Genomic DNA, 22,048 nt, shown 5'->3' with positions numbered 1-22,048 from the left:
CCGCTGGTAACAGAGCAATGTGGATATTTGGCTACGCTTTGCCCACCCTACGCTTCGAGACGATCTAGGCCTTGAAGTAGGCGATCTGCGTCGTGGTCGCGAGCAGGCGGCCGGACGGCGACCACAATTCGCCGTTCTGGTCGCCATAGCTCTTGTGAAAGGTCTTGGCGTCGGCGACCGCGAGCACGCGGGTGGTATCCTCGGTGTCGAGGTCGGCCGCGTCGACGTGGAAGTAGGTGGTCAGCGACACCGTGCCGAACGGCACCAGTTCGTGCCGGGCGTGAAACACGCGGCCGAAGAAGGCGTCCGACATCGACATCAGCGACAGCGCGTCGAGCTTGCGCGGCACGCGGTCGGCGATCCAGAGCTTCGAGTATGCGCTCGACGGCTGCTTCGCCGCGCCGCCGCCGAACTTTGGCTCGCCCTCGGCGAAGCGGAAATCGTACTGGTTGGCCCAGGTCATCGCGAGCTTCGGATAGGGCCGAAGCTGCTCGAACGGCGCGGCGCCCGGAAATTGCGCCGGCTGGTGCGACCACGAGGTGCGGCGCTCGGCGAACACGGCGGTCGCCAGCGTCGAGACCTCGCCGCCGCCTTGCGTCAGCTCGACCGACCAGTGCTGGCTGGAGCGGTTGCTGCGCACCAGGCGGACGTCGAGATCGAACACGCCCTCGGCGACCGGCGCGCAGTAATTCACGGTCAGCGCCAGCGGATCGCCCGCCCGCTGCGGATGCTGCATCAGCGCCCGCAGGATGGTCGCAGCGGTGCAGCCGCCGAACGGGCCGACGAATGCCCAGTAATCCGGGCTGGTCCGCCCCTGCCAGCGGCTGTCGCCGGCGGTGACGGTCGTTGCGTCGTCGAACAGATGCGGGAGCTTGGAGAGCATGCAATTCCTTGGATCGTAAAAGATGCGCCGCCGTCATTGCGAGCGAAGCGAAGCAATCCAACGCGCCGCATATGCGGATGGGTGGATTGCTTCGTCGCCTCGCTCCTCGCAATGACGGCGTGACTTCGCAACCAATATCGCGAGCTGGCGCGTGGAATTCAATGACGTTGGACGTAATCGATTTCCGCGTCCCGGTATTACCCCTTCGCCTCGCGCTGCGCACCGAGTTGCGGCGACGCGGTTGGATGCACCGGCACGTGCCAGATGTCCTCGGCATACTCGCGGATGGTGCGGTCGGAGGAGAACCACGCCATCCGCGCCACGTTGAGGATCGAGGCGCGGGTCCAGGCCGGCGGCACCTGCCAGCGGGCGTCGATGCCGCGTTGCGCGTCGTAGTAGGAATCGAAATCCGCCGAGACCATGTAGTGGTCGAGATAGCGCAGCGCGTGCCCGATCGAGGCGAAGCGCGCGGCGTCGCCCGGCGAGAATTCGCCGCTCTCGATGGCGCGGATCGCGCGCTCCAATCGCGGCGATTTGCGGATCACGTCAGAGGCATCGAGCCCCTGCTTGCGGCGGACCATGACGTCGCCGGCCTCGAGGCCGAAGATCGCGATGTTCTCGGGGCCGACCGCGTCGCGGATCTCGATATTGGCGCCGTCGAGCGTGCCGATGGTCAGCGCGCCGTTTAGCGCGAGCTTCATGTTGCCGGTGCCGGAGGCTTCCATCCCGGCGGTCGAGATCTGCTCGGACAGATCGGCGGCCGGAATGATCACCTCGGCGAGGCTGACATTGTAGTCGGCCAGGAACACCACCTTCAGCTTGCCGCCGAGCGAGGCGTCATTGTTGACCATTTCGGCGACGTCGTTGATCAGTTTGATGATCAGCTTGGCGTAGCGATAGCTCGCCGCCGCCTTGCCGGCGAAGATTTTCACCCGCGGCACCCAGTTCGCGGCCGGGTCGTCCTTCATCGCGTGATAGAGCGCGATCGTCTCCAGGATGTTGAGCAGCTGCCGTTTGTATTCATGGATGCGCTTGATCTGCACGTCGAACAGCGCCGACGGATCGACCTTGACGTTGTTGCGCTCGCCGATCAGCCGCGCCAGCGCCAGCTTGTTGTGATGCTTGACGTCGCGGAACCGGCTCTGGAATGCGAGGTCGCTGGAATGCGCCTCGAGCCGGTCGAGCAGCGAGAAGTCGTCGAGCACGGCTTCGCCGCAGGTCTCGCGCAGCAGCGCGGTCAGCCGCGGATTGGCCAGCATCAGCCAGCGGCGGAAGGTGATGCCGTTGGTCTTGTTGGTGATGCGCTGCGGATAGAGATGATGCAGGTCGTGGAACACGGTCTCCTTCATCAAATCGGAATGCATCGCCGACACGCCGTTGATGCGGTGCGAGCCGACGAAGGCGAGCTGGCCCATGCGCACGCGGCGGCCGCTCTTCTCGTCGATCAGCGAGACCGAGGCGCGATACTCGATGTCGCCGGGGAAGCGCTCCTCGGCAAGCGCCAGATGGGCCACGTTGATGCGGTAGATGATCTCGAGATGCCGCGGCAGCAGCCGCTCGAACAACTCGACCGGCCAGGTCTCCAGCGCTTCCGGCAGCAGCGTGTGGTTGGTGTAGGACAGTGTCGCGACGGTGATCTTCCAGGCCTCGTCCCAGCGGAAATTGTGCAAGTCGACCAGGATGCGCATCAACTCGGTGACCGCAAGGCTCGGATGGGTGTCGTTGAGCTGCACCGCCGCCTTCTGCGCGAGGTTGCGCAGGCCGCCGTCGGAGGCGAGATGCCGGTTCACCAGATCCTGCAACGAGGCCGAGACGAAGAAATATTCCTGGCGCAGCCGCAGCTCGCGGCCCGCCGCGCTCTCGTCGTTCGGGTAGAGGAATTTGCAGATCGCCTCGGCGCGCGCCTGCTCGGCGCTGGCCGAGACGTAGTCGCCTGAGTTGAAGACGTCGAGCTTGAGCGGGTCGGGCGCATGCGCCGACCACAGCCGCAGTGCGTTGACGTGCTGGCCGCGCCAGCCGACGATCGGCGTGTCGTAGGCCATCGCCTCGACGGTTTCGGAAGGATGCCAGATGGCGCGGTCGCGGCCGCGCTCGTCGACATGCTCGACGGTGCCGCCGAAATGGACGTTGTAGACCACCTCCGGCCGCTGGAACTCCCAGGGGTTGCCGAACGCCAGCCACTCATCGGGATATTCCTGCTGCCAGCCCTGGTTCATGATCTGGCGGAACAGGCCGAAATCGTAGCGGATGCCGTAGCCGGTGGCGGGGATCGCCAGGGTTGCCATGCTCTCCATGAAGCAGGCTGCAAGCCGCCCGAGGCCGCCATTGCCGAGCGCCGCGTCCGGCTCGCATTTGCGCAGGTCCGACAGATCGACGCCGAGATCGCCGAGCGCGGCCTCGAACAGCGGCAGCAACCCCATATTGTTCAGCGCGTCGGTGAACAGGCGGCCGATCAGGAATTCCAGCGAGAGATAATAGACGCGCTTGGCGCCGGCGTCGTAGGTCTGCTTCTCGGCCGTCAGCCAGTGATGCACGATGCGGTCGCGCAGCGCCAGCGCCGCCGCCTTGTACCAGTCGCGCCGGGTCGCCACGGTGGCGTCCTTGCCGATCGCAAGCCGGAGCTTGGCCAGGATCGCGCCCTTGATCTCGCTTAGCGCCAGCTCGTCAACCGGCTGATTCAAGGCCGGATAGTTTGTTTGTTCCTGCAACGCGCCAATCCCCGCCGTTCAGACTCTACGCAATGATACGCGCGTTGCGCTGCAATCGAAACCGTCGAGAGCCGTTGCGCACCGCACTTGCCGTGATTTTATGCAAGGACCGGGCCGATTTCAGGCATTCGAACCTGCCGCTTGCGGTGCTATCATCGGCTGCGAACGCCGAGATTTTGCGACAGTTTTTGCGGAGCAAGCGTGATGAGACTGCTGATCGAGATCGCCGCCGCCGCGCTGTTGGTGATCTGCATCACCGCCACCAGTGCAGCGTTTGCCGCCGGCAAGACCGGCCGCAGCGCCGACGGCCTGACCTGCGGCTTCAGCGTTTCGCAGAATGCATCGCCGGCCGCGCGCTGCGCCGCCATCAAGCGGCAATGCGGCGGCAGGTTCTACGCGAGCGCATGCGGCGACAAACTGCTGTCGGCCGCGAATTGAACGAGCGCGCAACGTGTCTTCACGCGCGCTCGGGAACACCGTGGTGATACGGATTTCCAAGGCTTAACGAGTTCTTTACAACCGCACCTGTCGCTCGTGGGGCGGGCACATTTTTGAGCTCCGACGCATTTCATTCCGAAGCAATTTTTCGACGGGCCGCTGACAGCGTCAGCGGCCCGTATGCTTTTGGGGCAGCGTTATGGGCGCGATCAGGCGTTCCTCTTGTGGGGCGAAGGCAGTCACCGCAATTCGTCGCCCCGGCGCAGGCCGGGGCCCATAACCACAGCCGTCAGAGAAGATGGGACAGGTCGCTCCACTCCGGATTGTCTTGCTCGATCAGGCGAACCTTCCAGTCACGGCGCCATTCCTTCAGCGCCTTTTCGCGTGCAATCGCCTCCTGTGGTGAAGCGTAGGTCTCGACGTAAACCAGTCGCGTGACGCCGTACTTCTTGACGAACTGTGAGCCGCGTCCGGAGCGATGGAGTGTAAGCCGATTGCGAAGATCATTGCTGACGCCGATGTAGAGCGTTCCGTGGCGGCGGCTCGCAAGGATGTAGACGTAATAGACTGCGGCATCCATTCCAGGGCACCGATCATGTGAACTGTCCGACAGCGGTGGTTATGGGCCCCGGCCTTCGCCGGGGCGACGCTGTTGATGGCAACTAGAACGAATTAAGAACACTTTAGCAAGTCTTTGATATATCATTATGATTCGGCGCTGTGCCGATACAATATCTAGGGTCTCCCAGCTTCCGCGAGGACTACATGTCCACCATCGCCTTCGATCAGTTCGCTCTCACCCGCATCGCGGACTTTGCCCGCTCGCTGTCGCGGCTGCATTTGGCCTCGCGCCGCCAGGCGATCGACGACGACCAGCTCGATCGCGAGTTCAACGCGGTCTGCATGTCGATCTGGGGCTACACCACGGACGATTTCAGCGACGATCTGTTCTCGCTCGAGGACCACGCCTGGCTCGACTCGCTCGACGAGGCGCATGCGCGCCTGTTCGCCGCCGAGCAGGGCTACGACCTGGTCGACGACCACGGCATGCTGACCGATTGGTGGGGCTATTGCTGGATGATCCTCGCCGAGAAGCGCGGCATCCTCAATCCGGAGAACCGTGCCGCCGCGCGCGCCGCGATCGAGGAGAAATACCTGGCGGCGCCGAACGTGATCGGCGTGATCGTGGCACGCTGATATTGCCGACGTGACGGCCTGCGCCGTCAGTTCGCGTCGGCCCGCTTGCCCGACTTTGCCGTGTTGCCCTTCGGCACGACGGTGGACGGCGCGACATCGCGGCTGGTTTCCGGCAGCGGCGCGTCGCCTGCGAGTTCGGCGCTGACCGGCGCGACCTTCATCTCGCCGAGCCGCGCCCGCACCGCCGCGGTCAATCCGGGATAGGAGGCGACCGGCGTGAAATCGAACGATTGCTCATTGCCGACGCGGATGCCGGTATAGGCGACGAGGCCGTCGGTGGTCGCGATCACGTCGCCGGCCTTCAGCGAGGCATCGAGCGCGAGGTCGACCGGCGCGAGCCCCGCAGGGTCGCGGCCATTGCAGGTGCAGTCGGCGCGCAGCGCCTTGCGATAGGCGAAGGCGTTTTCGCTGTCGGCGTAACGCTCGCCGGTGCTCGATGCGGAGCTGTCGATATGGCTGCCGTAATACACCTTGGTCGCGCTCGCCGGGCAGAACGCCTGGCAGAGCTGCGCCGGCGTCGCGTTGCCGCGCATCGTCAGCGGAAAATACTTGCCGTCGCAGCTGCGCACGCAATAGGCCGGTCCGGAACCGGCCACGCGGGGCGCCGAGACGGGCGCGGATGGCTGCCGTTCCGGCTGCTGGTTGAGGCCGAACGGGTCGGCGAAGAAATTGGCCTGCGGCGGAGCCTGCCGGCCCTGCTGCTTCTGGGCACCGCCAAAGAAGAAGTCGAACAGCCCTTCGGCCGAGACGGGTGCGGGGAGGACCACGACGGAACCCGCAAACGCTGCGGCGGCAAGCATCACGCGGCGCCGCATGCGCCGATCATTGAACTCTGTACGCAACGCCAACTCCACCCGACGCGCCACGCCGCGGCGATGAATGCCCCGGCGGTTTCACCTTAAGACGGGATGGTAAACGAGCGATTGATTGCGCGTGACCGCGTCACAAGAAGAAGTCGACGTCGCGCGGACTTCTCTGCACCTCGCCCCGTAAGAACGGGGCGAGGGAGACGAGAGACCGTCAGTCCTTCAGGAACTCGCCGGCCTTGTACAGCGCGCGGAACTGCAACCCGGCTTCGGAGAAGGTCTCGGTCGCGCCTTCCTCGCGGTCGACCATGGTGAAGACCAGCGCGATCTCGCCGCCGGCTTCGCGTACGGCTTCCGCTGCCTTCAGCGCCGAGCCGCCGGTCGTGGTGACGTCCTCGACGATCACGATCCGCTTGCCGACCAGCGTCTCGCCCTTGGCGAGGCCTTCGACCGACAACCGCGCGCCGTGCTCCTTCGGCTTCTTGCGCACGAAGAAGGCGGCGATCGGATGGCCCTTCAGCCAGGACAGCTGTGCGATCGCGCCGGCGAGCGGCACCGCGCCCATCTCGAGCCCGCCGACGAAATCGAGCCTGTCGTCCTTCAGCGCCTCATAGGTGAGCTCGGCGAGCAGCGCGGCGCCCTCGGGATCGAGCATCGTCGGCTTCAGGTTGAAATAGAAGTCGCTCTTGCGGCCCGACGCCAAGGTGATCTCGCCGCGGCCGAACGAGCGCTTGCGGATGATCTCGGCGAGGCGGGCGCGGGAGGCTGATTTGGACAAAGGCTTTTTCCCTTGGGGGTTTGAGGCGGCCGGCAATCTATCGGCGGTCACCGGCACATTCCAGCGTGGAAACCGGGCCGTCAACAGTGCCTGTGCCGCGATTTCGGCGGGCACGCTTGCGAACGGCACGGCTTGTCCGCGTCTCCGGTTCCCCCTAAAGCAGGCGCCAAATATTTGCGAGGGAAGCGGAAATGACCATCGAGCTGCACACCTGGAACACGCCCAATGGCCGCAAGATCTCGGTCGCGCTGGAGGAAATGGGGCTGCCCTACAAGGTGATCCCGGTGAACATCAGCAAGGGCGAGCAGATGGCGCCTGCCTTCCTCGCGATCAGCCCGAACAACAAGATCCCGGCGATCGTCGATCCCGACGGCCCCGGCGGCAAGCCGGTCAGCATCTTCGAATCCGGCGCGATCCTGCTCTATCTCGGCGAGAAGACCGGCAAGTTCCTGCCGAAGCCGCTGGCCGAGCGGATTCCGGTCTATGAATGGCTGATGTGGCAGATGGGCGGCTTCGGCCCGATGCCGGGCCAGGTGCATCATTTCATCGCGCTGGAGAACGAGCAGGACCGCGCCTACGGCCTGAAGCGCTACATGGCCGAGACGCGGCGGCTCTACGGCGTGCTGGACCGCAGGCTCGACGGCCGCGATTTCGTCGCCGGCGATCTCTCGGTCGCCGATTTCGCCATCCTCGGCTGGGCCTGGCGCCATCCGCGCCACAAGGTCGAGCTATCCGACTTCCCCAACGTCAAGCGCTGGTATGAGGCGCTGATGGCCCGCCCCGCGACCAAGCGGGGCATGGAAGCGAAGCTGGATTGAGGGGCGCTCTTCCCTTCTCCCCCTGTGGGAGAAGGTGGCGCGAAGCGCCGGATGAGGGGTTGGCTCCGCTTGCGAGATTTCGCCGAGTGGAGAGAGACCCCTCACCCGGCTTCATCTCGCTCCGCTCGATTTCGCCACCCTCTCCCACAAGGGGAGAGGGTACTTATTAGGCCCGCCGCGCCTCCAGCGCCATCTTCACTGCGAGCCCGGTCAGCACGGTGCCCATCAGCCAGCGCTGCACCAGCAGCCAGGTCGGGCGGGTGCCGAGGAACACGGCGATCGAGCCGGCGGCGAGCGCGATCATCGCATTGACGCTGACGCTGATCGCGATCTGGATCGAGCCCAGCGCAAGCGACTGCGTCAGCACGCTGCCGCCGGTCGGGTCGATGAACTGCGGCAGCAGCGCCAGATAGAGCATCGCGATCTTCGGGTTCAGGAGGTTGGTGACGAAGCCCATCGCGAACAATTTGCGCGGGCCGTCGACCTTCATCGTCTTGACCTGGAACGGCGAGCGGCCGCCGGGCCTCAGGGCCTGCCACGCGAGCCAGAGGAGATAGGCCGCGCCGGCGAAGCGCAGCGCGTCATAGGCATAGGGGATCGCGAACAGCAGCGCGGTGATGCCGAACGCCGCGCACAGCATGTAGAACACGAAGCCGAGCGCGACGCCGCCGAGCGACACGATGCCGGCCGCCGGCCCCTGCGTGATCGAGCGCGAGATCAGATAGATCATGTTCGGACCCGGCGTCAGCACCATGCCAAGCGAGACGAGCGCAAAGCCGAGCATAGCGGAGGTATGGGGCATGATGGGTCTCGCGAGGGGATACGCACACTTCTAGCGTGTCATCCGATGCGCGGCCATGCGGGAATTGCTCTCGGAGCAATGTGGTTTGCAGCTCGCTCCGGCCTCTCATCGTCATTCCGGGGCGTGCGTAGCACGAACCCGGAATCCATCGGGCCACATCACGTGCGGATGAATGGATTCCGGGTTCTCGCCTGCGGCGAGCCCCGGAATGACGATGAGAGACCGGGGCGAGCCGAGTCTAATGCGCCTCGTCCCAATTGTTCGCGGCTCTCGCATCGACCTGCAACGGAAGCGACAGGAGCACGGCCGGGAACGGCGCGTCCTGCATCACCCTCTGCACCACCGGCAGCGTCGCCGCGACCTCGTTGTCGGGCACCTCGAAGATCAGTTCGTCATGCACCTGCAACAGCATCTGCGCCGAGAGCTTCTTCTCGGCGAGCGCGTCCTCGACCCGGATCATGGCGCGGCGGATGATGTCAGCCGCGGTGCCCTGCAAGCGCGCGTTGATCGCGGCGCGTTCGTTGAACGCGCGCACCGAGGCGTTGGAGGCCTTGATGTCGGGGTAGTACATCTTACGGCCGAACAGCGTCGTCACATAGCCGTTACGGCGGCAGGAGTCCTTGGTCTCGTCCATGTAGGCGCGGATGCCGGGGAAGCGCTCGAAGTATTTCTTGATGTAGGCCGAGGCTTCCTCGCGGGCGATGCCGAGCTGGTTGGCGAGGCCGAACGCCGAGATGCCGTAGATGATGCCGAAATTGATCGCCTTGGCGCGGCGGCGCACCTCGCTCGGCATGTCCTTGATCGGGACGCCGAACATCTCCGATGCTGTCATCGCATGGATGTCAAGCCCGTCGCGGAACGCCTGGCGCAACACCGGCACGTCGGCGATCTCGGCGAGCAGCCGCAATTCGATCTGGGAGTAATCGGCCGACACCAGCTTGTGGCCCGGCGTCGCGATGAAGGCGCGGCGGATCTTGCGGCCATCCTCGGTGCGCACCGGGATGTTCTGCAAGTTCGGCTCGTTCGACGACAGCCGTCCCGTGGTGGTCGCGGCCAGCGCGTAGGTGGTGTGGACGCGATGGGTCTGCGGATTGACATAGGTCGGCAGCGCATCGGTGTAGGTCGATTTCAGCTTCGAGACCTGGCGCCACTCCAGGATCTTCTTCGGGAATTCGTGGCCCTGCTCGGCGAGATCGTCGAGCACCTGCGCGGTGGTCGACCACGCGCCGGTCTTGGTCTTGGTGCCGCCGGGCAATCCCATCTTGCCGAAGATGATGTCGCCGATCTGCTTGGGGCTGCCGACATTGACCGGCTCGCCGGCGATCTCCTGGATCTCGGCCTCGACGCGCGCCGCGGTCTGCGCGAAATCGCCCGAGAGGCGCGAGAGGACCTGGCGATCGATCGAGATGCCGCGGCGCTCCATCCGCGCCAGCACCGACACCAGCGGCCGCTCCAGCGTCTCGTAGACCGTCGTCATCCGCTCGGCGACGAGGCGCGGCTTCAGCACGCGCCACAGCCGCAGGATCACGTCGGCGCTTTCGGCGGCGTATTCGGTCGCCTTGTCGATCGTGACCTGGTCGAAGGTCAGCTTGCCCTTGCCGCTGCCGACGAGGCCGCCGTAATTGACGACGGCATGGCCGAACCAGCGTTCGGCGAGCTGTTCCAGCGCGTGCGAGCCGCGGCCGGCATCGAGCGCATAGGACATCAGCTGCGCATCGTCGATGTTGCGCAACGTGACGCCGTGCTGCGCCAGCGCCACCGAGGTGAACTTGACGTTGAAGCCGACCTTCTGGACTCCAGCGGACTCCAGCAGCGGCTTCAGCGCCGTCAGCACGTCGGCGGTCTTGATCTGGCCGGGCGCGAGGCCGGCGTCGAACAGGCCCGCGCCGCCGCCGGCCTCCCGGTGGCCGAGCGGCACGTAGCAGGCGTCGTTGGGCGCCACCGCGAGCGCCAGTCCCGCGAGCTCGGCCTGCATCGGGTCGATCGATTCCGACATCGCCTCGATCGCGAGATAGCCGGCGTCATGCGCGCGGGCGATCAAGGCGTTGAGCTGGTCGAGGCTGGTGATCGCCTGATACGCCTTGCGATCGAAGCCGGTCTTGCGGATCGCTTCGCCACGGGCCTCGGCCAGCGCGGCCGGCGTGCCCTTCAGGCTGGAGTTCTTGTCGTCGCGCGCGCCGGTCGGCTTGGTTCTCGCGGCCGGCGCCGCGGCCGATGCGGGTGCATCGCCTTGTGCCGGCGTGACATCCGACGGCGGCAGCGGCGAGAACACGCTGGCGCCGCTCTTGTTGCCGGGATCGGCGTCGACGTTGGCCGGGTCGATCTGCGCGTAGTCGGCGACGCGGCGGGTGAGGGTGGAAAACTCCATCGCCTTGAGGAAGGCGACCAGCTTGCGCGCGTCGGGCTCGTGCACCGCGAGGTCGTCGAGCGGCACCTCGAGGTCGACCTTGTCGTCGAGCAGCACGAGCTGGCGCGAGATACGTGCCTTCTCGGCATTCTCCAGCAGCGCCTCGCGCCGCTTCGGCTGCTTGATCTCGCCGGCGCGGAACAGGAGCTGATCGAGGTCGCCGTATTCGATGATCAGCTGTGCCGCGGTCTTGACGCCGATGCCGGGCACGCCGGGCACGTTGTCGGTGGAATCGCCGGCCAGCGCCTGCACCTCGACCACCTTCTCCGGCGGCACGCCGAACTTCTCGATCACCTCGTCGCGGCCGATGCGGCGATCCTTCATGGTGTCGTACATCAAGACCTTGTCGGAGACGAGCTGCATCAGGTCCTTGTCGGAGGAGACGATCGTCGTCGACGCGCCGCGCTCGCTGGCGAGCCGCGCATAGGTCGCGATCAGATCGTCGGCCTCGAAGCCGACCTGTTCGAGACAGGGCAGGTCGAAGGCGCGCACCGCCTCGCGGATCAGCGCGAATTGCGGGATCAGATCGTCCGGCGCCGGCGGCCGGTGCGCCTTGTAATCCGGATAGAGCTTGTTGCGGAACGTGATCTCGGATTTGTCGAACACGATCGCCAGATGGGTCGGCCGGTTGTCCGCCGGCATGTCGCGCAAGAGCTTCCACAGCATGTTGCAGAAGCCGAGCACGGCGTTGACCTGCAAGCCGTCGGACTTGCGGTTCAGCGGCGGCAGCGCGTGATAGGCGCGGAAGATGTAGCCCGAGCCGTCGACCAGAAAGATATGGTCGCCCTTGGCCGCCGGCTTGCTCGCAACCGGCTTGGCGGCGGCGGGCTTGGCGGTCTTCGGAGCGGGCTTTTCAGCTGGCTTGGCGGGGTCTTTGGAGGCTGTTTTCGGCATGGCCGAAACTTAGGGATTTTTGCGCGAATTGACAGCCTGTGCGTCGTAGAATCCGCTCTTGCCACACAAGCAATTGTCGTCCCGGCCTTCGCCGGGACGACGATCAACTCGGGACGTCGCCGAGGAGAGCTAAGCCTTGTCGCCGGTCGGCGAGAACAGGTAGCCGCCGCCGCGGATGGTGCGGATCACCGACGGCTTGGTCGGATCGAACTCGATCTTGCGGCGGATGCGCATGATGCGGAGGTCGACGGCGCGGTCGAAGGCTTCGGCGTCGCGGGCATTGGCCAGTTCCAAGAGCCGCTCGCGCGACAGCACGCGCTTCGGGTTGGCGGCGAACACCTTCAGCAGGCCGAATTCGGAAGCGGTCAGCGGATGCTCGTTGCCTTCGTCGTCGCGCAGCGCCTGGGCCTCCAGATCGAGCCATTTGGTGCCGAACCGCACCAATTGCTCCTTTTCAGCCTTGGCGCCGGCTGGTTCCGGCGCGGCGGTCTTGGCCGGCCCGCTCCGCCGCAGCACCGAGCGGATCCGCGCCATCAACTCGCGCAATTCGCAGGGCTTGGCGACATAATCGTCGGCGCCGAGCTCCAGGCCGACCACCCGGTCGATCGGGCTGGCAGTAGCTGTCAGCATGATGACGGGGACGTTGATCTTGCTCTTGAGGTCGCGGATGATCGAGAGCCCGTCTTCCTCGGGCATGTTGAGGTCGAGCACCACGAGATCGGGCGTGCTGCTCTCGATCTCCTTGCGCAGGCTCTTGCCGCCGTCGCACAGCGTCACGCCGAAGCCATGCATCTTGAGATAGTCGCCGACCATCTCGCGGGCCGGCGCCTCGTCATCGACGATGAAGATATGCGGGTTCTGGCTCATGATGTCTCTGTCGCCGGCAGTGTAACCGTAAAGGTCGAGCCCTGTCCGGGGCCGGGGCTCTGGGCGGTCACATGGCCGCCATGCATGTCGATGATGCGCTTGACGATCGAAAGGCCGAGCCCGGTCGAGCTCTCGCCCGCGGTCGGCTTGGCCGACAGCCGCTGGAACCGGCCGAACAGCCGGCTGAGATCTTCCGGGCTGAGGCCGGGACCCTGGTCGGCGATGCGGATCACGGTGTCCTCGCCCTCGTGACTGACCCCAACCGTGATCTTGCCGCCGATCGGCGAATATTTGATGGCGTTGCTGACCAGGTTGTCGATCGCCTCGCGGATCCGGTCGGCGTCGCACATCGTGACGAAATGCTGCGGCCCGGAGACCGAGATGCTCTGCTGCTTGTTGACGGCCGAGGGCAGATTGGCCTCGGTGACCTCGTTGACCAGGGCTGCGACATCGACCGGCTCGCGGCGGATCGTGATGTCGAACGCGTCCGCCATCGCATCCGAGATCAGGTGGTCGACCATCGAGGTCAGCCGCTTGGTGGCATCGCGGATGTGCTCGACCTGGGCGGTGACGTTCTCCTTTGGCGAGCCGGCGCCGATCAGTTCGGTCAGCATCTCGGTGCGGCCGAGGATGACGCCGAGCGGATTCTTCAAGTCGTGGGCGACGGTGCCGAGGATCTCGTTCTTGAAGCCGTTGGCGCGCTGCAAACGCAGCCATTGCGCCGACAGCCGCCGGTTGGCCTGCATCAGCGCGCGGGTGCGCTGTACGACGCGGTCCTCGAGCTGGGTGTTGGCCTCGTGCAACTGCTGGTACAGGATCACGTTGTCGAACGCGATCGACAGCCGGCTGGAGAAGATCTCGACCAGCGCGCGGTCGGTATCGGAAAGCTGGCGCTCGGCCTGCAACAGCACCACCACCTCGCGGCCAGAGCCGGTGCGCGAATAGAGCACGCTGCGATGGTCGGCGAACTCGTTCTTGCGGCGTTGGAAGGCTTCCTCGACCATGTGGCGGAGATCGGCATCGAGCGCCCGCGACGAGGTGGTGCCGATGAAGCGGCTGTAGCAGCCCGAGCAGGCCAGCACCGAGAAGTCGCAGGCGGCCGCGTTGCCGTCGTCGCGCAGCACCAGGATGCCGGCGCAATCGACATTGAGCAGCGAGGCGAGCTGGGTCAGCACGCCCTCGGCGAGTCGCTGCATCGACTTGAAATCGTACAGCGTCGAGGCGGCATCGATGATGATCTCGAGCCCGCGCCTGGTCTGCACCATGCGCTCGAGCTGCTGGTAGCTGCGCAGCGCCGCGGTCAGCGACGTGAACAGCTTGTCGGCGGTGAGCTCGGTCTTCGCCTTGTAGTCGTTGATGTCATACTGCACGATGACGCGCCGCTCCGGCGCTTGGCCGGGCTGGCCGGTGCGCAGGATGATGCGGACGGTCTCGTTCCTGATCTCGTTGCGGATGTATTCGACGAGCTCGAGGCCGGCGACGTCGGTCTCCATGATGACGTCGAGCAGCACCGCCGCGATGTCGGGGTTGTCCCGCATCAGCGTGCGGCCTTCGGCCGCAGAGTAGGCCGAGAGGATCTCCAGCGTCGCACCGTTCAGGTTGTAGTCGCTGAGCGCGAAACGGGTGCCTTCATGGACGGCGTGATCGTCGTCGATCACGGCGATCTTCCATTTTCGTACCGGCGAATCCTCCGGGGGGCTCTCGGTGTCGTCGATCAGTTGGAGGACATCGTCCTGTTCGGCCATTGACTGGTTCCGTCGGCTGCTGCGTCAGTGATCGTGGGCTCGCCCTTGGCAGCCCCCTTGGCGATCCTGGGCATGATAATGCGAAAAGTGGTGCCTTGTCCTACCCTTGACTCCAGCATCATGCGTCCGCCGAGCTGCTGGGTGACCAGGTTATAGACGATGTGGAGGCCGAGGCCCGTACCACCTTCGTTGCGGCGCGTCGTGAAGAACGGGTCGAACGCCTGCCGCTGCACGTCCGGGGTCATGCCGGCGCCGTTGTCGGCGAAGATGATCTCGACATCATCGGCGCCGCGCCCGCGTGCCGAGATCGTGATGGTGCCGGAGCGGCCGTCGGCGAAGGCATGATTGACGGCGTTGAGGAAAAGATTGGTTAAGATCTGCCCATAGGCACCGGGATAGCCGTCGATCAGCAATCCCTCGGGCACATCGACGGCCAGCGTGATGGCGGCCCGCTTCAACACCGGGCGCAGGCTCGCCACGATCTGGTCGGTGGCTTCGCTCAGGCCGAACTGGCGGCGCTCGGCATGCGAGCGATCGACCGCGACCTGCTTGAACGACTGGATCAGCTCGCCGGCGCGTTGCAGATTGGCGACCAGCTGCTGCGATGCGTCGCGCGAGTTGCGGACGAATTCATCGAGCTTGGAACGGCGCAGCGGCTCGGTCTTCAGGTCGCTCTCGAACATCTCGGCACGACGGGCGAAGCTCGATGCGACGGTCAGGCTGATGCCGATCGGATTGTTGACCTCGTGGGCGACGCCGGCGACCAGGCCACCGAGCGCGGCGAGGCGCTCGGCATCGATCAGGTTCTGCTGCGCGGTGTTGAGCTCGAGCAAAGCGCTCTCGGCCTTCTCCTTGGCCGCACGCAGCTCGTCCTCGGTCTTGCGCTTGGCGATCGCATTCTCGCGGAACACTTCGACCGCGCGCGCCATCGCGCCGACCTCGTCCTTGGTGGAGGTGCCCTGCACCGGCCGGTCGAGGTCTCCCGAGGTGATCGCGCGCATCGCGGCCAGGATCTGCGCCAGCGGCAGCCGGATCGACAGTGCGATCATGACGCCGGCGGACATGATGATGCCGAGGAAGATCACGGCGATCGACAGCACCCGCCGCGAGATCGACGACAGCGTCTTGTCGAAGGTCTCCTGCGCCTTCTGCTCGCGCTGGCGCATCTTCACCGAGAGATCGTCGATCGCCCCGATCGCGTCCGCCTGGCTGGCGTCGATCGAGTTGCGCAACAGGTCGGTGCGGCTGGTGAGCTGTTCGCTCAGCCTGCCGAGGCCGTCGCGCAGCTCGCCGGTCTTGACCTTGAGCCGCGCCAGCGCCATGCGCTGCAAATCGTTCTCGGCCAGATCGGTCATCACCGGGATCGTCTTCTCGATCGTATCGATGTTGCGGCGGGCTTCCTCGGCCGACGAGGAGGCCAGCGAGAGATAATAGGCGTTGGCGGCGACCAGGAGCGAGGTGAACGCCTCGCGCGATTTGCCGAGCGCCGGCCAGATCAGGGCATCGCGATGCCCGGTCGCGCCCTCGATGATCGAATAGAGACCGGCCATGTCCTTGGTCGGCGTCAGCACCTGTTCGTCATAGGTCTTGGAGATCTTGGTTTGCAGCGTGCGCAGCTCGCCGAAGCCGTCGAGGAAGCGGCTGGTGACGCGTTCCAGTTGCTCGACCGAGCCCGACAGCATCGGATCGGTCGAGGCCCGGTTGGTCAGCGTGCCGAGCACGGCCTCGCGCAGCAGCAGGATTTCCGCGAACAGGTCCGGGCTCGGCTGGTTGATGTAGCGATGGATCAGGTTTTGCAGCCGGCTGGTCTCGCTCTCGAGCCTGGCCAGGATCTTGTCGGATTCCCGCACCTGGCGGACATCGTCCCAGGCCGAGCCGAGCACTTTCGAGCCGTTCCAGATCAGCACCGCGAGCACGATCACGACCGCGGAGTTGAGCAGCGCGATCGAGAGGATGCGCCAGCGGATCGGGACCGCCCGCAGCAACTGGACGATACGGAAACGGCCCTGCGGCCCAAGCGCCGCCGGCCGTCGCATCGTCCCGTCCTGTTGCGGTGCGGCCAAGATCCGGTCACTCCATGCTGCGGATGCGTTCGATCAGCGCGGCCATCGCGGGATCGCGCTCGGCCTTGGCATAGACGCCGGCCATCGCCGCCTCGAACGGCCTGCGATCGAAGTCGCTCACGATCGTGACGCCGGCCTGCTCCGCTTGCCGCTGCGAGCGCTCCTCGAGCTCGCGCCATCTGTCGCGCATATAGAGGCTGGAACGCTGCGCGGCCTCGCGGAAGATGGTCTGCTCCTCCGGCGAGAGGCTCGCCCAGGCCTTGCTCGACATCACCAGCACGTCCGGGCTGACGGTGTGCCGGGTCAGCGTGTAGTAGCCGGCGTGCTGGTAGTGACCGGTGGTGACGAAGGACGGCCAGTTGTTCTCCGCGCCGTCGATCAGCTTGTTGGTGAGCCCGGTCAGCACCTGGCCGTAGGGCATTTCGACCGGCTCGGCGCCGAGCGCGCGGATCATGTCCGACATCTGTTCTGATTGCTGCACGCGCAAACGCAACCCCTTGAGGTCATCGAGCGAACGCACCGGGCGGACGCTGTTGTAGACCGAGCGGGCGCCGGAATCGTAGAAGGCCAGTCCGACGAAGCCGTGGCCCTCGAAACCGGCCAGGATCTCGCTGCCGATCGGCCCGTCGAGCACATGTTGCAGGTGTTCGCGCGATCGAAACAGGAACGGCATCGCCAGCACGTTCACGGCGGGCACCTTGGTCCCGATCAGCGCGACATTGGTCCGGTTCAGATCGATCGCACCGGCCCGGGTCTGCTCCAGCGTCTCCTTCTCCTCGCCGAGCTGGCGGGAATGGAACACCACGATCCGGTGCCGGCCGGCAGTGCGCTCGGCGATCAGGCGGCCCATGAAATCCAGCGCCTGGACGGTCGGATAGCCCTCGTTCTGGGTATCGGCGGTGCGGAATTCACGCGCAGCCGCGCCCGTCGAAACCGCTGCCCACAACAGCGCGACGGCAAGCGTCATGGTCCGCGAGAGTCCGGCGCGGCGGTACACAGGCTACAATTCCCCTTGTGGTTTGTGTCCAGGGCGGGCGGAAAAGGTTCAACGGTTTTTAGCAGAACCGTGCAGCTTCGCCCATCGGGCAATCGTTAAATCCGTCATGCAACCTGCGGTGTCGATTGAATCTGCGGTTGTGGCGCTTTAAGACGACGTGTTGGCATCCGGGAACGGCTGGTCGTGAAGTTCGGTTTGAAAGTCCTGCAACTCGCCGTCGCGGTCCTTCTGCTTGTGTCGCCTGCGCAAGCTGCGACCGAGATCATGTGGTGGCACGCGATGTCGGGCGAGCTCGGCAAGCAGCTCGAGAAGCTCGCCGCCGACTTCAACGCCTCGCAATCCGACTACCGGATCGTGCCGGCCTACAAGGGCAACTACACCGAGACCGTGACGGCCGCGATCTTCGCCTTCCGTTCGCGCAGCCAGCCGGCAATCGTTCAGGTCAACGAGATCGCCACCGCGACCATGATGGCGGCCCGCGGCGCGATCTATCCGGTGTACGAGCTGATGCGCGATCAGTCCGAGGCGTTCACGCCGTCGGCCTATCTGCCCGCGGTGGCCGGCTACTACGCCGATGTCGACGGCAACATGCTGTCGTTTCCGTTCAACGCCTCGACCCCGATCCTCTACTACAACAAGGATATGTTCCGGTCGGCCGGGCTCGATCCGAGCCAGCCGCCGAAGACCTGGCCGGAGCTCGGCATCGCCGCCAAGCGATTGCGTGCGGCGGGTGCGATGTGCGGCGTCACCACGTCATGGCCGTCCTGGATCAATGTCGAGAACTTCTCGGCCTTCCACAATTTGCCGATCGCGACCAGGGCCAACGGCTTTGCCGGGCTCGACGCGCAGCTGGTCTTCAACAACCCGATCGTGCTGCGTCACATCGCGCAGCTCGCGCAATGGCAGGCCGACAAGACCTTCGATTACAGCGGCCGCGGGCAGGCGGCCGAGCCGCGCTTCCAGAAGGGCGAATGCGGCATCTTCATCGGTTCGTCGGGGACGCGCGCCGACATCCAGGCCAATTCGAAATTCGAGGTCGGCTACGGCATGATGCCGTATGAGCCCGACGTGCAGGGCGCGCCGCAGAATTCGATCATCGGCGGTGCGACCTTGTGGGTGCTGCGCGACCGGCCGCCGGCCGAATATGCCGGCGTCGCCAAGTTCTTCGCCTATCTGTCGCGGCCCGACGTGCAGGCCGCCTGGCACCAGAACACGGGCTATCTGCCGATCACCCGCGCCGCGTTCGATCTGACCCGCGCGCAGGGTTTCTATGATCGCAATCCCGGCTCCGAGATTTCGATCGAGGAGGTGACGCTGAAGCCGCCGACCGACAATTCGAAGGGCGTCCGCCTCGGCTCGTTCGTCCTGATCCGCGACGTGATCGAGGAGGAACTCGAGCAGGTGTTCGCCGGCAAGCGCTCCGCGCAGGCCGCGATGGACAATGCCGTCGAGCGCGGCAATCGCCTGCTGCGCCAGTTCGAGCGCGCCAATCCGGACCGGTGATGGGCCGTCTGGTCTGCTAAACTGCTTCTCCGTCATCCTGAGGAGCCGCGAAGCGGCGTCTCGAAGGATCGACGGCCACCAGCGGGGCCGATTCATCCTTCGAGACGCGCTACGCGCTCCTCAGGATGACGGGGATAAATAATCGAACAACAATTGTAGCTCGGATTGCGCTTTGCTTCATCCCGGCTACAACGACCCCGAAATGTCGCTTCCACCCATCACCGATTACGACACCTACCGCGCCTGGCGCGGCGACACGTCGCGCTGGTTGCCGGTCGCGCGCGACATCGCCGACGGCCATGGCTTGTCCTGTGCCGCGCCGCACGTGTTCTCGACCGGCACCAATCTCGTGATCGGGCTCGACGGCGACCTGATCCTGAAGCTGTTCCCGCCTTTCCTGCGACCGCAATTCGTCTCCGAGCGCGCCGCGCTGGCGGAATTGCGCGGTCGGCTCGGCGTTCCGATTCCCGATCTGGCCGCGGAAGGCGAGCGTGACGGCTGGCCCTATCTCGTCATCACGCGCCTCGCCGGCACGGTCGGTTCGGAGGTGTGGCCGTCGCTGTCGGAGGCGGAGCGGGAGCGCGTGCTCGGCGAGATCGGCGCCGTGATCGCCGAGGTGCAGCGCGTGCCGCCCGGCCGCCTGCTGACGACCGGGCAACCCTGGGACGCGTTCATGCGCGGCCAGATCGCGCAGTGCCGGGCACGGCACGAGCGGCTCGGTCTGCCGGCGAAATTCCTCGCCTCGCTTGATGATCTGCTGCGCGACGCCACTGAGTTGATCCCGATGCAGGCGCCGCCGGTGATCCTGACCGGCGAGTACATCCCGGAGAATTTCCTGCTCGGGCGCCGGGCCGACGGCTGGCATGTCGCCGGCCTGTTCGATTTCGGCGATGTCCGCACCGGATGGGGCGAGTACGATCTGCTCGGCCCCAGCGCCTTCATGGCCGCCGGGCATCCGAGCCTTGTGCGCAGCCTGTTCGACGGCTTCGGCATCCCGCGCAGCGAGGTGAATTTCACGCTGAAGCGGCGGCTGATGGCGCTGATGATGCTGCACTCGGCCAGCGATCCGCTCCGGCACATCTGCATTGCCGGCTGGCCGGACCGGGTCGATGACTTCGTGCAATTGCAGGAGTTGATCTGGCCGGATTAGTCTTTGCGCGGCGATGTCGATCGCCGGTCAGAAAGCGGGCATCATTCGGATTGTGCTCATTCGTTGAGCAGTTAGCTTCCCTTTGTATGCAATGGCGAGCGCGTCAGGAACCGCCAGATCAGTATACCTTCTACGATTCTCTTCGTATTTCCATCGTGTTAGTACCTCATAAGCATTCGTTAAGGGTTGGCACAATCCTTGCGATCTGAGTTCCAAGGCCGTTCTTAAGGGCGTTGGAGCAACAGATGAAGCGTCGTGATTTCCTCAAATCGGTATCCGGACTGGCAGCGGGGGCGCTGGCGCCGACCGCGCCGGCGATCTGGTCGCCGGCCAACGCCGACGCGCGCTCCGAGACGCTGCTGATCGTCTCGGAAGGCGGCCCCAACAATCTCGATATCCATGGCGTCGGCACCAACGTGCCCGGCTACGAGGTGTCGTGGAATTGCTACGACCGGTTGATCAGCCACGAGATGAAGAGCGGCCCGGGCGGCGTGCCCTATTACGACCGCGACAAGTTCAAGCCCGAGCTCGCCGAGGACTTCAACGTCGGCGACATGTCGGCGACCTTCAAGCTGCGCAAGAACGCCAAATTCCACGACGGCACGCCGGTCACGGCGAAGGACGTCAAATGGTCGCTCGATCGCGCGGTCAGCGTCGGCGGCTTCCCGACCTTCCAGATGAGCGCGGGCTCGCTGACCAAGCCCGAGCAGTTCGTGGTCGTCGACGACCATACGGTGCGGGTCGACTTCCTGACCAAGGACAGGCTGACGATGCCCGATCTCGCCGTGATCGTGCCCTGCGTCGTCAACTCCGAGCTGGTCAAGAAGAACGCCAGCGAGAAGGATCCGTGGGGTCTCGAATTCACCAAGCAGCAGACCGCGGGCTCCGGCGCCTACAGGGTGACCAAATGGACCGCCGGCACCGAAGTCGTCATGGAGCGCAACGACGACTGGGTCTCGGGCCCGATGCCGAAGATCAAGCGCGTGATCTGGCGCATGGTGCCGCAGGCCGGCAACCGCCGTGCGCTGCTCGAGCGCGGCGATGCCGATATCTCCTACGAACTGCCGTTCAAGGATTTCCAGGAGATGAAGGCGAACGGCAAGCTCAACGTGGTCTCGCTGCCGTTCTCCAACGGCATCCAGTACATCGGCATGAACGTCACCAAGCCGCCGTTCGATAATCCGAAGGTGCGGCAGGCGATGGCTTATGCGATGCCGTACCAGAAGATCATGGATGCGGTGCTGTTCGGCCTCGCCAACCCGATGTTCGGCGCCGCCAAGGACAAGCCGACCGAGGTCGCCTGGCCGCAGCCGACCAAATACAACACCGACATGGAGAAGGCCAAGGCGCTGCTTGCGGAGGCCGGCTACGCCAACGGCTTCGAGACCACGATCTCGTTCGACCTGAATTTCGCAGGGGTCAACGAGCCGCTCTGCGTGCTGGTGCAGGAGAGCCTCGCGCAGCTCGGCATCAAGACCACGATCAACAAGGTGCCCGGCGCCAACTGGCGCACCGAGCTCACCAAGAAGGAAATGCCGCTGTTCACCAACGTGTTCTCGGGCTGGCTCGATTACCCCGAGTACTTCTTCTACTGGTGCTATCACGGCAACAATTCGATCTTCAACACCATGAGCTACAAGTCGCCGGCGATGGACAAGCTCATCGACGGCGCGCGTATCGCCGCCGCCAATGGCGACACCGCGGCCTACGACGCCGACGTCAAGGGCTTCGTCGATCTCGCCTTCGCCGACATCCCGCGCATCCCGCTCTACCAGCCCTTCGTCAACGTCGCGATGCAGAAGAATATCTCCGGCTACGAATACTGGTTCCACCGCCGCCTGGATTATCGCGCGATGGCGAAGGGGTGAGGGTGATGCGGGCTCGCGATGCATGCGCGTGTGCAAGTGAGGTGAGCACACCCCTCAGGCTCCCTCCCCCCTTGCGGGGGAGGGCATTCGCATATGGCAAAAGAACTTCGTCGTCCCGGACAAG

General features: G+C 65.2%; 17 protein-coding genes. 6 read left to right on the top strand and 11 right to left on the bottom strand.

The genetic code is table 11. The features are described 5' to 3' along the window. Nucleotides 1-64: 64 nt before the first annotated feature. Together B2W55_RS06305 and B2W55_RS06300 are read right to left on the bottom strand one after the other, a co-directional pair. Nucleotides 65-883 (bottom strand): acyl-CoA thioesterase, encoded by an 819-nt coding sequence (locus tag B2W55_RS06305; RefSeq protein ID WP_024578925.1) that lies wholly within the window; start codon nucleotides 881-883, stop codon nucleotides 65-67. Between the two features lie 197 nt (nucleotides 884-1,080). After that, nucleotides 1,081-3,600 (bottom strand): glycogen/starch/alpha-glucan phosphorylase, encoded by a 2,520-nt coding sequence (locus tag B2W55_RS06300; RefSeq protein ID WP_024578926.1) that lies wholly within the window; start codon nucleotides 3,598-3,600, stop codon nucleotides 1,081-1,083. A gap of 195 nt (nucleotides 3,601-3,795) precedes the next feature. Here B2W55_RS06300 and B2W55_RS06295 point away from each other — a divergent pair, with 195 nt between their 5' ends. Next, on the top strand, nucleotides 3,796-4,029 hold the full coding sequence (locus B2W55_RS06295; RefSeq protein ID WP_024578927.1) for a hypothetical protein: 234 nt from the start codon (nucleotides 3,796-3,798) through the stop codon (nucleotides 4,027-4,029). Nucleotides 4,030-4,318: 289 nt separating this feature from the next. Here B2W55_RS06295 and B2W55_RS06290 read toward each other — a convergent pair whose 3' ends face one another. Then, nucleotides 4,319-4,609, bottom strand: a complete 291-nt coding sequence (locus B2W55_RS06290) for a GIY-YIG nuclease family protein (RefSeq protein WP_024578928.1) — start codon at nucleotides 4,607-4,609, stop codon at nucleotides 4,319-4,321. A gap of 185 nt (nucleotides 4,610-4,794) precedes the next feature. Between B2W55_RS06290 and B2W55_RS06285 the strand changes: the two genes are divergently transcribed. Then, nucleotides 4,795-5,226 carry a hypothetical protein gene (locus B2W55_RS06285; RefSeq protein ID WP_024578929.1) on the top strand — a complete coding sequence of 144 codons (432 nt, stop codon included), beginning with the start codon at nucleotides 4,795-4,797 and terminating at the stop codon, nucleotides 5,224-5,226. Nucleotides 5,227-5,252: 26 nt separating this feature from the next. Here the strand turns inward: B2W55_RS06285 and B2W55_RS06280 are convergent, their stop codons facing one another. Beyond that, nucleotides 5,253-6,041 carry a DUF2865 domain-containing protein gene (locus tag B2W55_RS06280; RefSeq protein ID WP_029878777.1) on the bottom strand — a complete coding sequence of 263 codons (789 nt, stop codon included), beginning with the start codon at nucleotides 6,039-6,041 and terminating at the stop codon, nucleotides 5,253-5,255. A gap of 205 nt (nucleotides 6,042-6,246) precedes the next feature. Next, entirely contained in the window at nucleotides 6,247-6,810 is a 564-nt protein-coding gene (gene pyrE, locus B2W55_RS06275) for an orotate phosphoribosyltransferase (RefSeq protein ID WP_024578931.1), read from the bottom strand. A gap of 191 nt (nucleotides 6,811-7,001) precedes the next feature. On the opposite strand from pyrE, the gene B2W55_RS06270 reads away from it, so the two are divergent. After that, entirely contained in the window at nucleotides 7,002-7,628 is a 627-nt protein-coding gene (locus B2W55_RS06270; protein ID WP_024578932.1) for a glutathione S-transferase family protein, read from the top strand. A gap of 166 nt (nucleotides 7,629-7,794) precedes the next feature. Here the strand turns inward: B2W55_RS06270 and B2W55_RS06265 are convergent, their stop codons facing one another. The 6 genes from B2W55_RS06265 to B2W55_RS06240 form a co-directional block, all read right to left on the bottom strand. Next, nucleotides 7,795-8,430 (bottom strand): LysE family translocator, encoded by a 636-nt coding sequence (locus tag B2W55_RS06265; RefSeq protein ID WP_024578933.1) that lies wholly within the window; start codon nucleotides 8,428-8,430, stop codon nucleotides 7,795-7,797. Nucleotides 8,431-8,668: 238 nt separating this feature from the next. After that, the gene (polA, locus tag B2W55_RS06260; protein ID WP_024578934.1) at nucleotides 8,669-11,731 is read right to left on the bottom strand and encodes a DNA polymerase I; all 3,063 of its coding nucleotides are present in this window, start codon (nucleotides 11,729-11,731) and stop codon (nucleotides 8,669-8,671) included. Between the two features lie 129 nt (nucleotides 11,732-11,860). Further along, entirely contained in the window at nucleotides 11,861-12,598 is a 738-nt protein-coding gene (locus B2W55_RS06255; protein ID WP_024578935.1) for a response regulator, read from the bottom strand. After that, a complete protein-coding gene (locus B2W55_RS06250; RefSeq protein ID WP_024578936.1) occupies nucleotides 12,595-14,343 on the bottom strand; it encodes an ATP-binding response regulator in 1,749 nt (582 codons plus the stop codon). Before B2W55_RS06250 ends, B2W55_RS06255 begins: the two co-directional genes overlap by 4 nt. Then, entirely contained in the window at nucleotides 14,313-16,379 is a 2,067-nt protein-coding gene (locus B2W55_RS06245) for a sensor histidine kinase (RefSeq protein ID WP_029878778.1), read from the bottom strand. The genes B2W55_RS06250 and B2W55_RS06245 overlap by 31 nt, the downstream gene beginning before the upstream one ends. Before the next feature lie 34 nt (nucleotides 16,380-16,413). Next, complete coding sequence (locus B2W55_RS06240) at nucleotides 16,414-17,373, bottom strand: TRAP transporter substrate-binding protein (RefSeq protein ID WP_043855360.1); 960 nt, start codon at nucleotides 17,371-17,373, stop codon at nucleotides 16,414-16,416. Between the two features lie 213 nt (nucleotides 17,374-17,586). Here B2W55_RS06240 and ugpB point away from each other — a divergent pair, with 213 nt between their 5' ends. The 3 genes from ugpB to B2W55_RS06225 all read left to right on the top strand — a co-directional run bounded on the left by ugpB (nucleotide 17,587) and on the right by B2W55_RS06225 (nucleotide 21,924). Beyond that, nucleotides 17,587-18,906: a sn-glycerol-3-phosphate ABC transporter substrate-binding protein UgpB gene (gene ugpB / locus B2W55_RS06235; protein WP_244442116.1), complete on the top strand. Its 1,320-nt coding sequence runs from the start codon at nucleotides 17,587-17,589 to the stop codon at nucleotides 18,904-18,906. Nucleotides 18,907-19,108: 202 nt separating this feature from the next. Continuing rightward, nucleotides 19,109-20,056, top strand: coding sequence for an aminoglycoside phosphotransferase family protein (locus tag B2W55_RS06230; protein WP_024578940.1), 948 nt, complete (start codon nucleotides 19,109-19,111; stop codon nucleotides 20,054-20,056). Between the two features lie 245 nt (nucleotides 20,057-20,301). Then, nucleotides 20,302-21,924 carry an ABC transporter substrate-binding protein gene (locus B2W55_RS06225; RefSeq protein WP_024578941.1) on the top strand — a complete coding sequence of 541 codons (1,623 nt, stop codon included), beginning with the start codon at nucleotides 20,302-20,304 and terminating at the stop codon, nucleotides 21,922-21,924. Nucleotides 21,925-22,048 lie beyond the last annotated feature (124 nt).

The sequence above is a fragment of the Bradyrhizobium sp. UBA2491 genome, assembly GCF_002341725.1.
In the GTDB taxonomy this organism is placed as follows: domain Bacteria; phylum Pseudomonadota; class Alphaproteobacteria; order Rhizobiales; family Xanthobacteraceae; genus Bradyrhizobium.
Note: the sequence above shows the minus strand (reverse complement) of the source record. Positions and strands in the feature narration are given on the sequence as shown.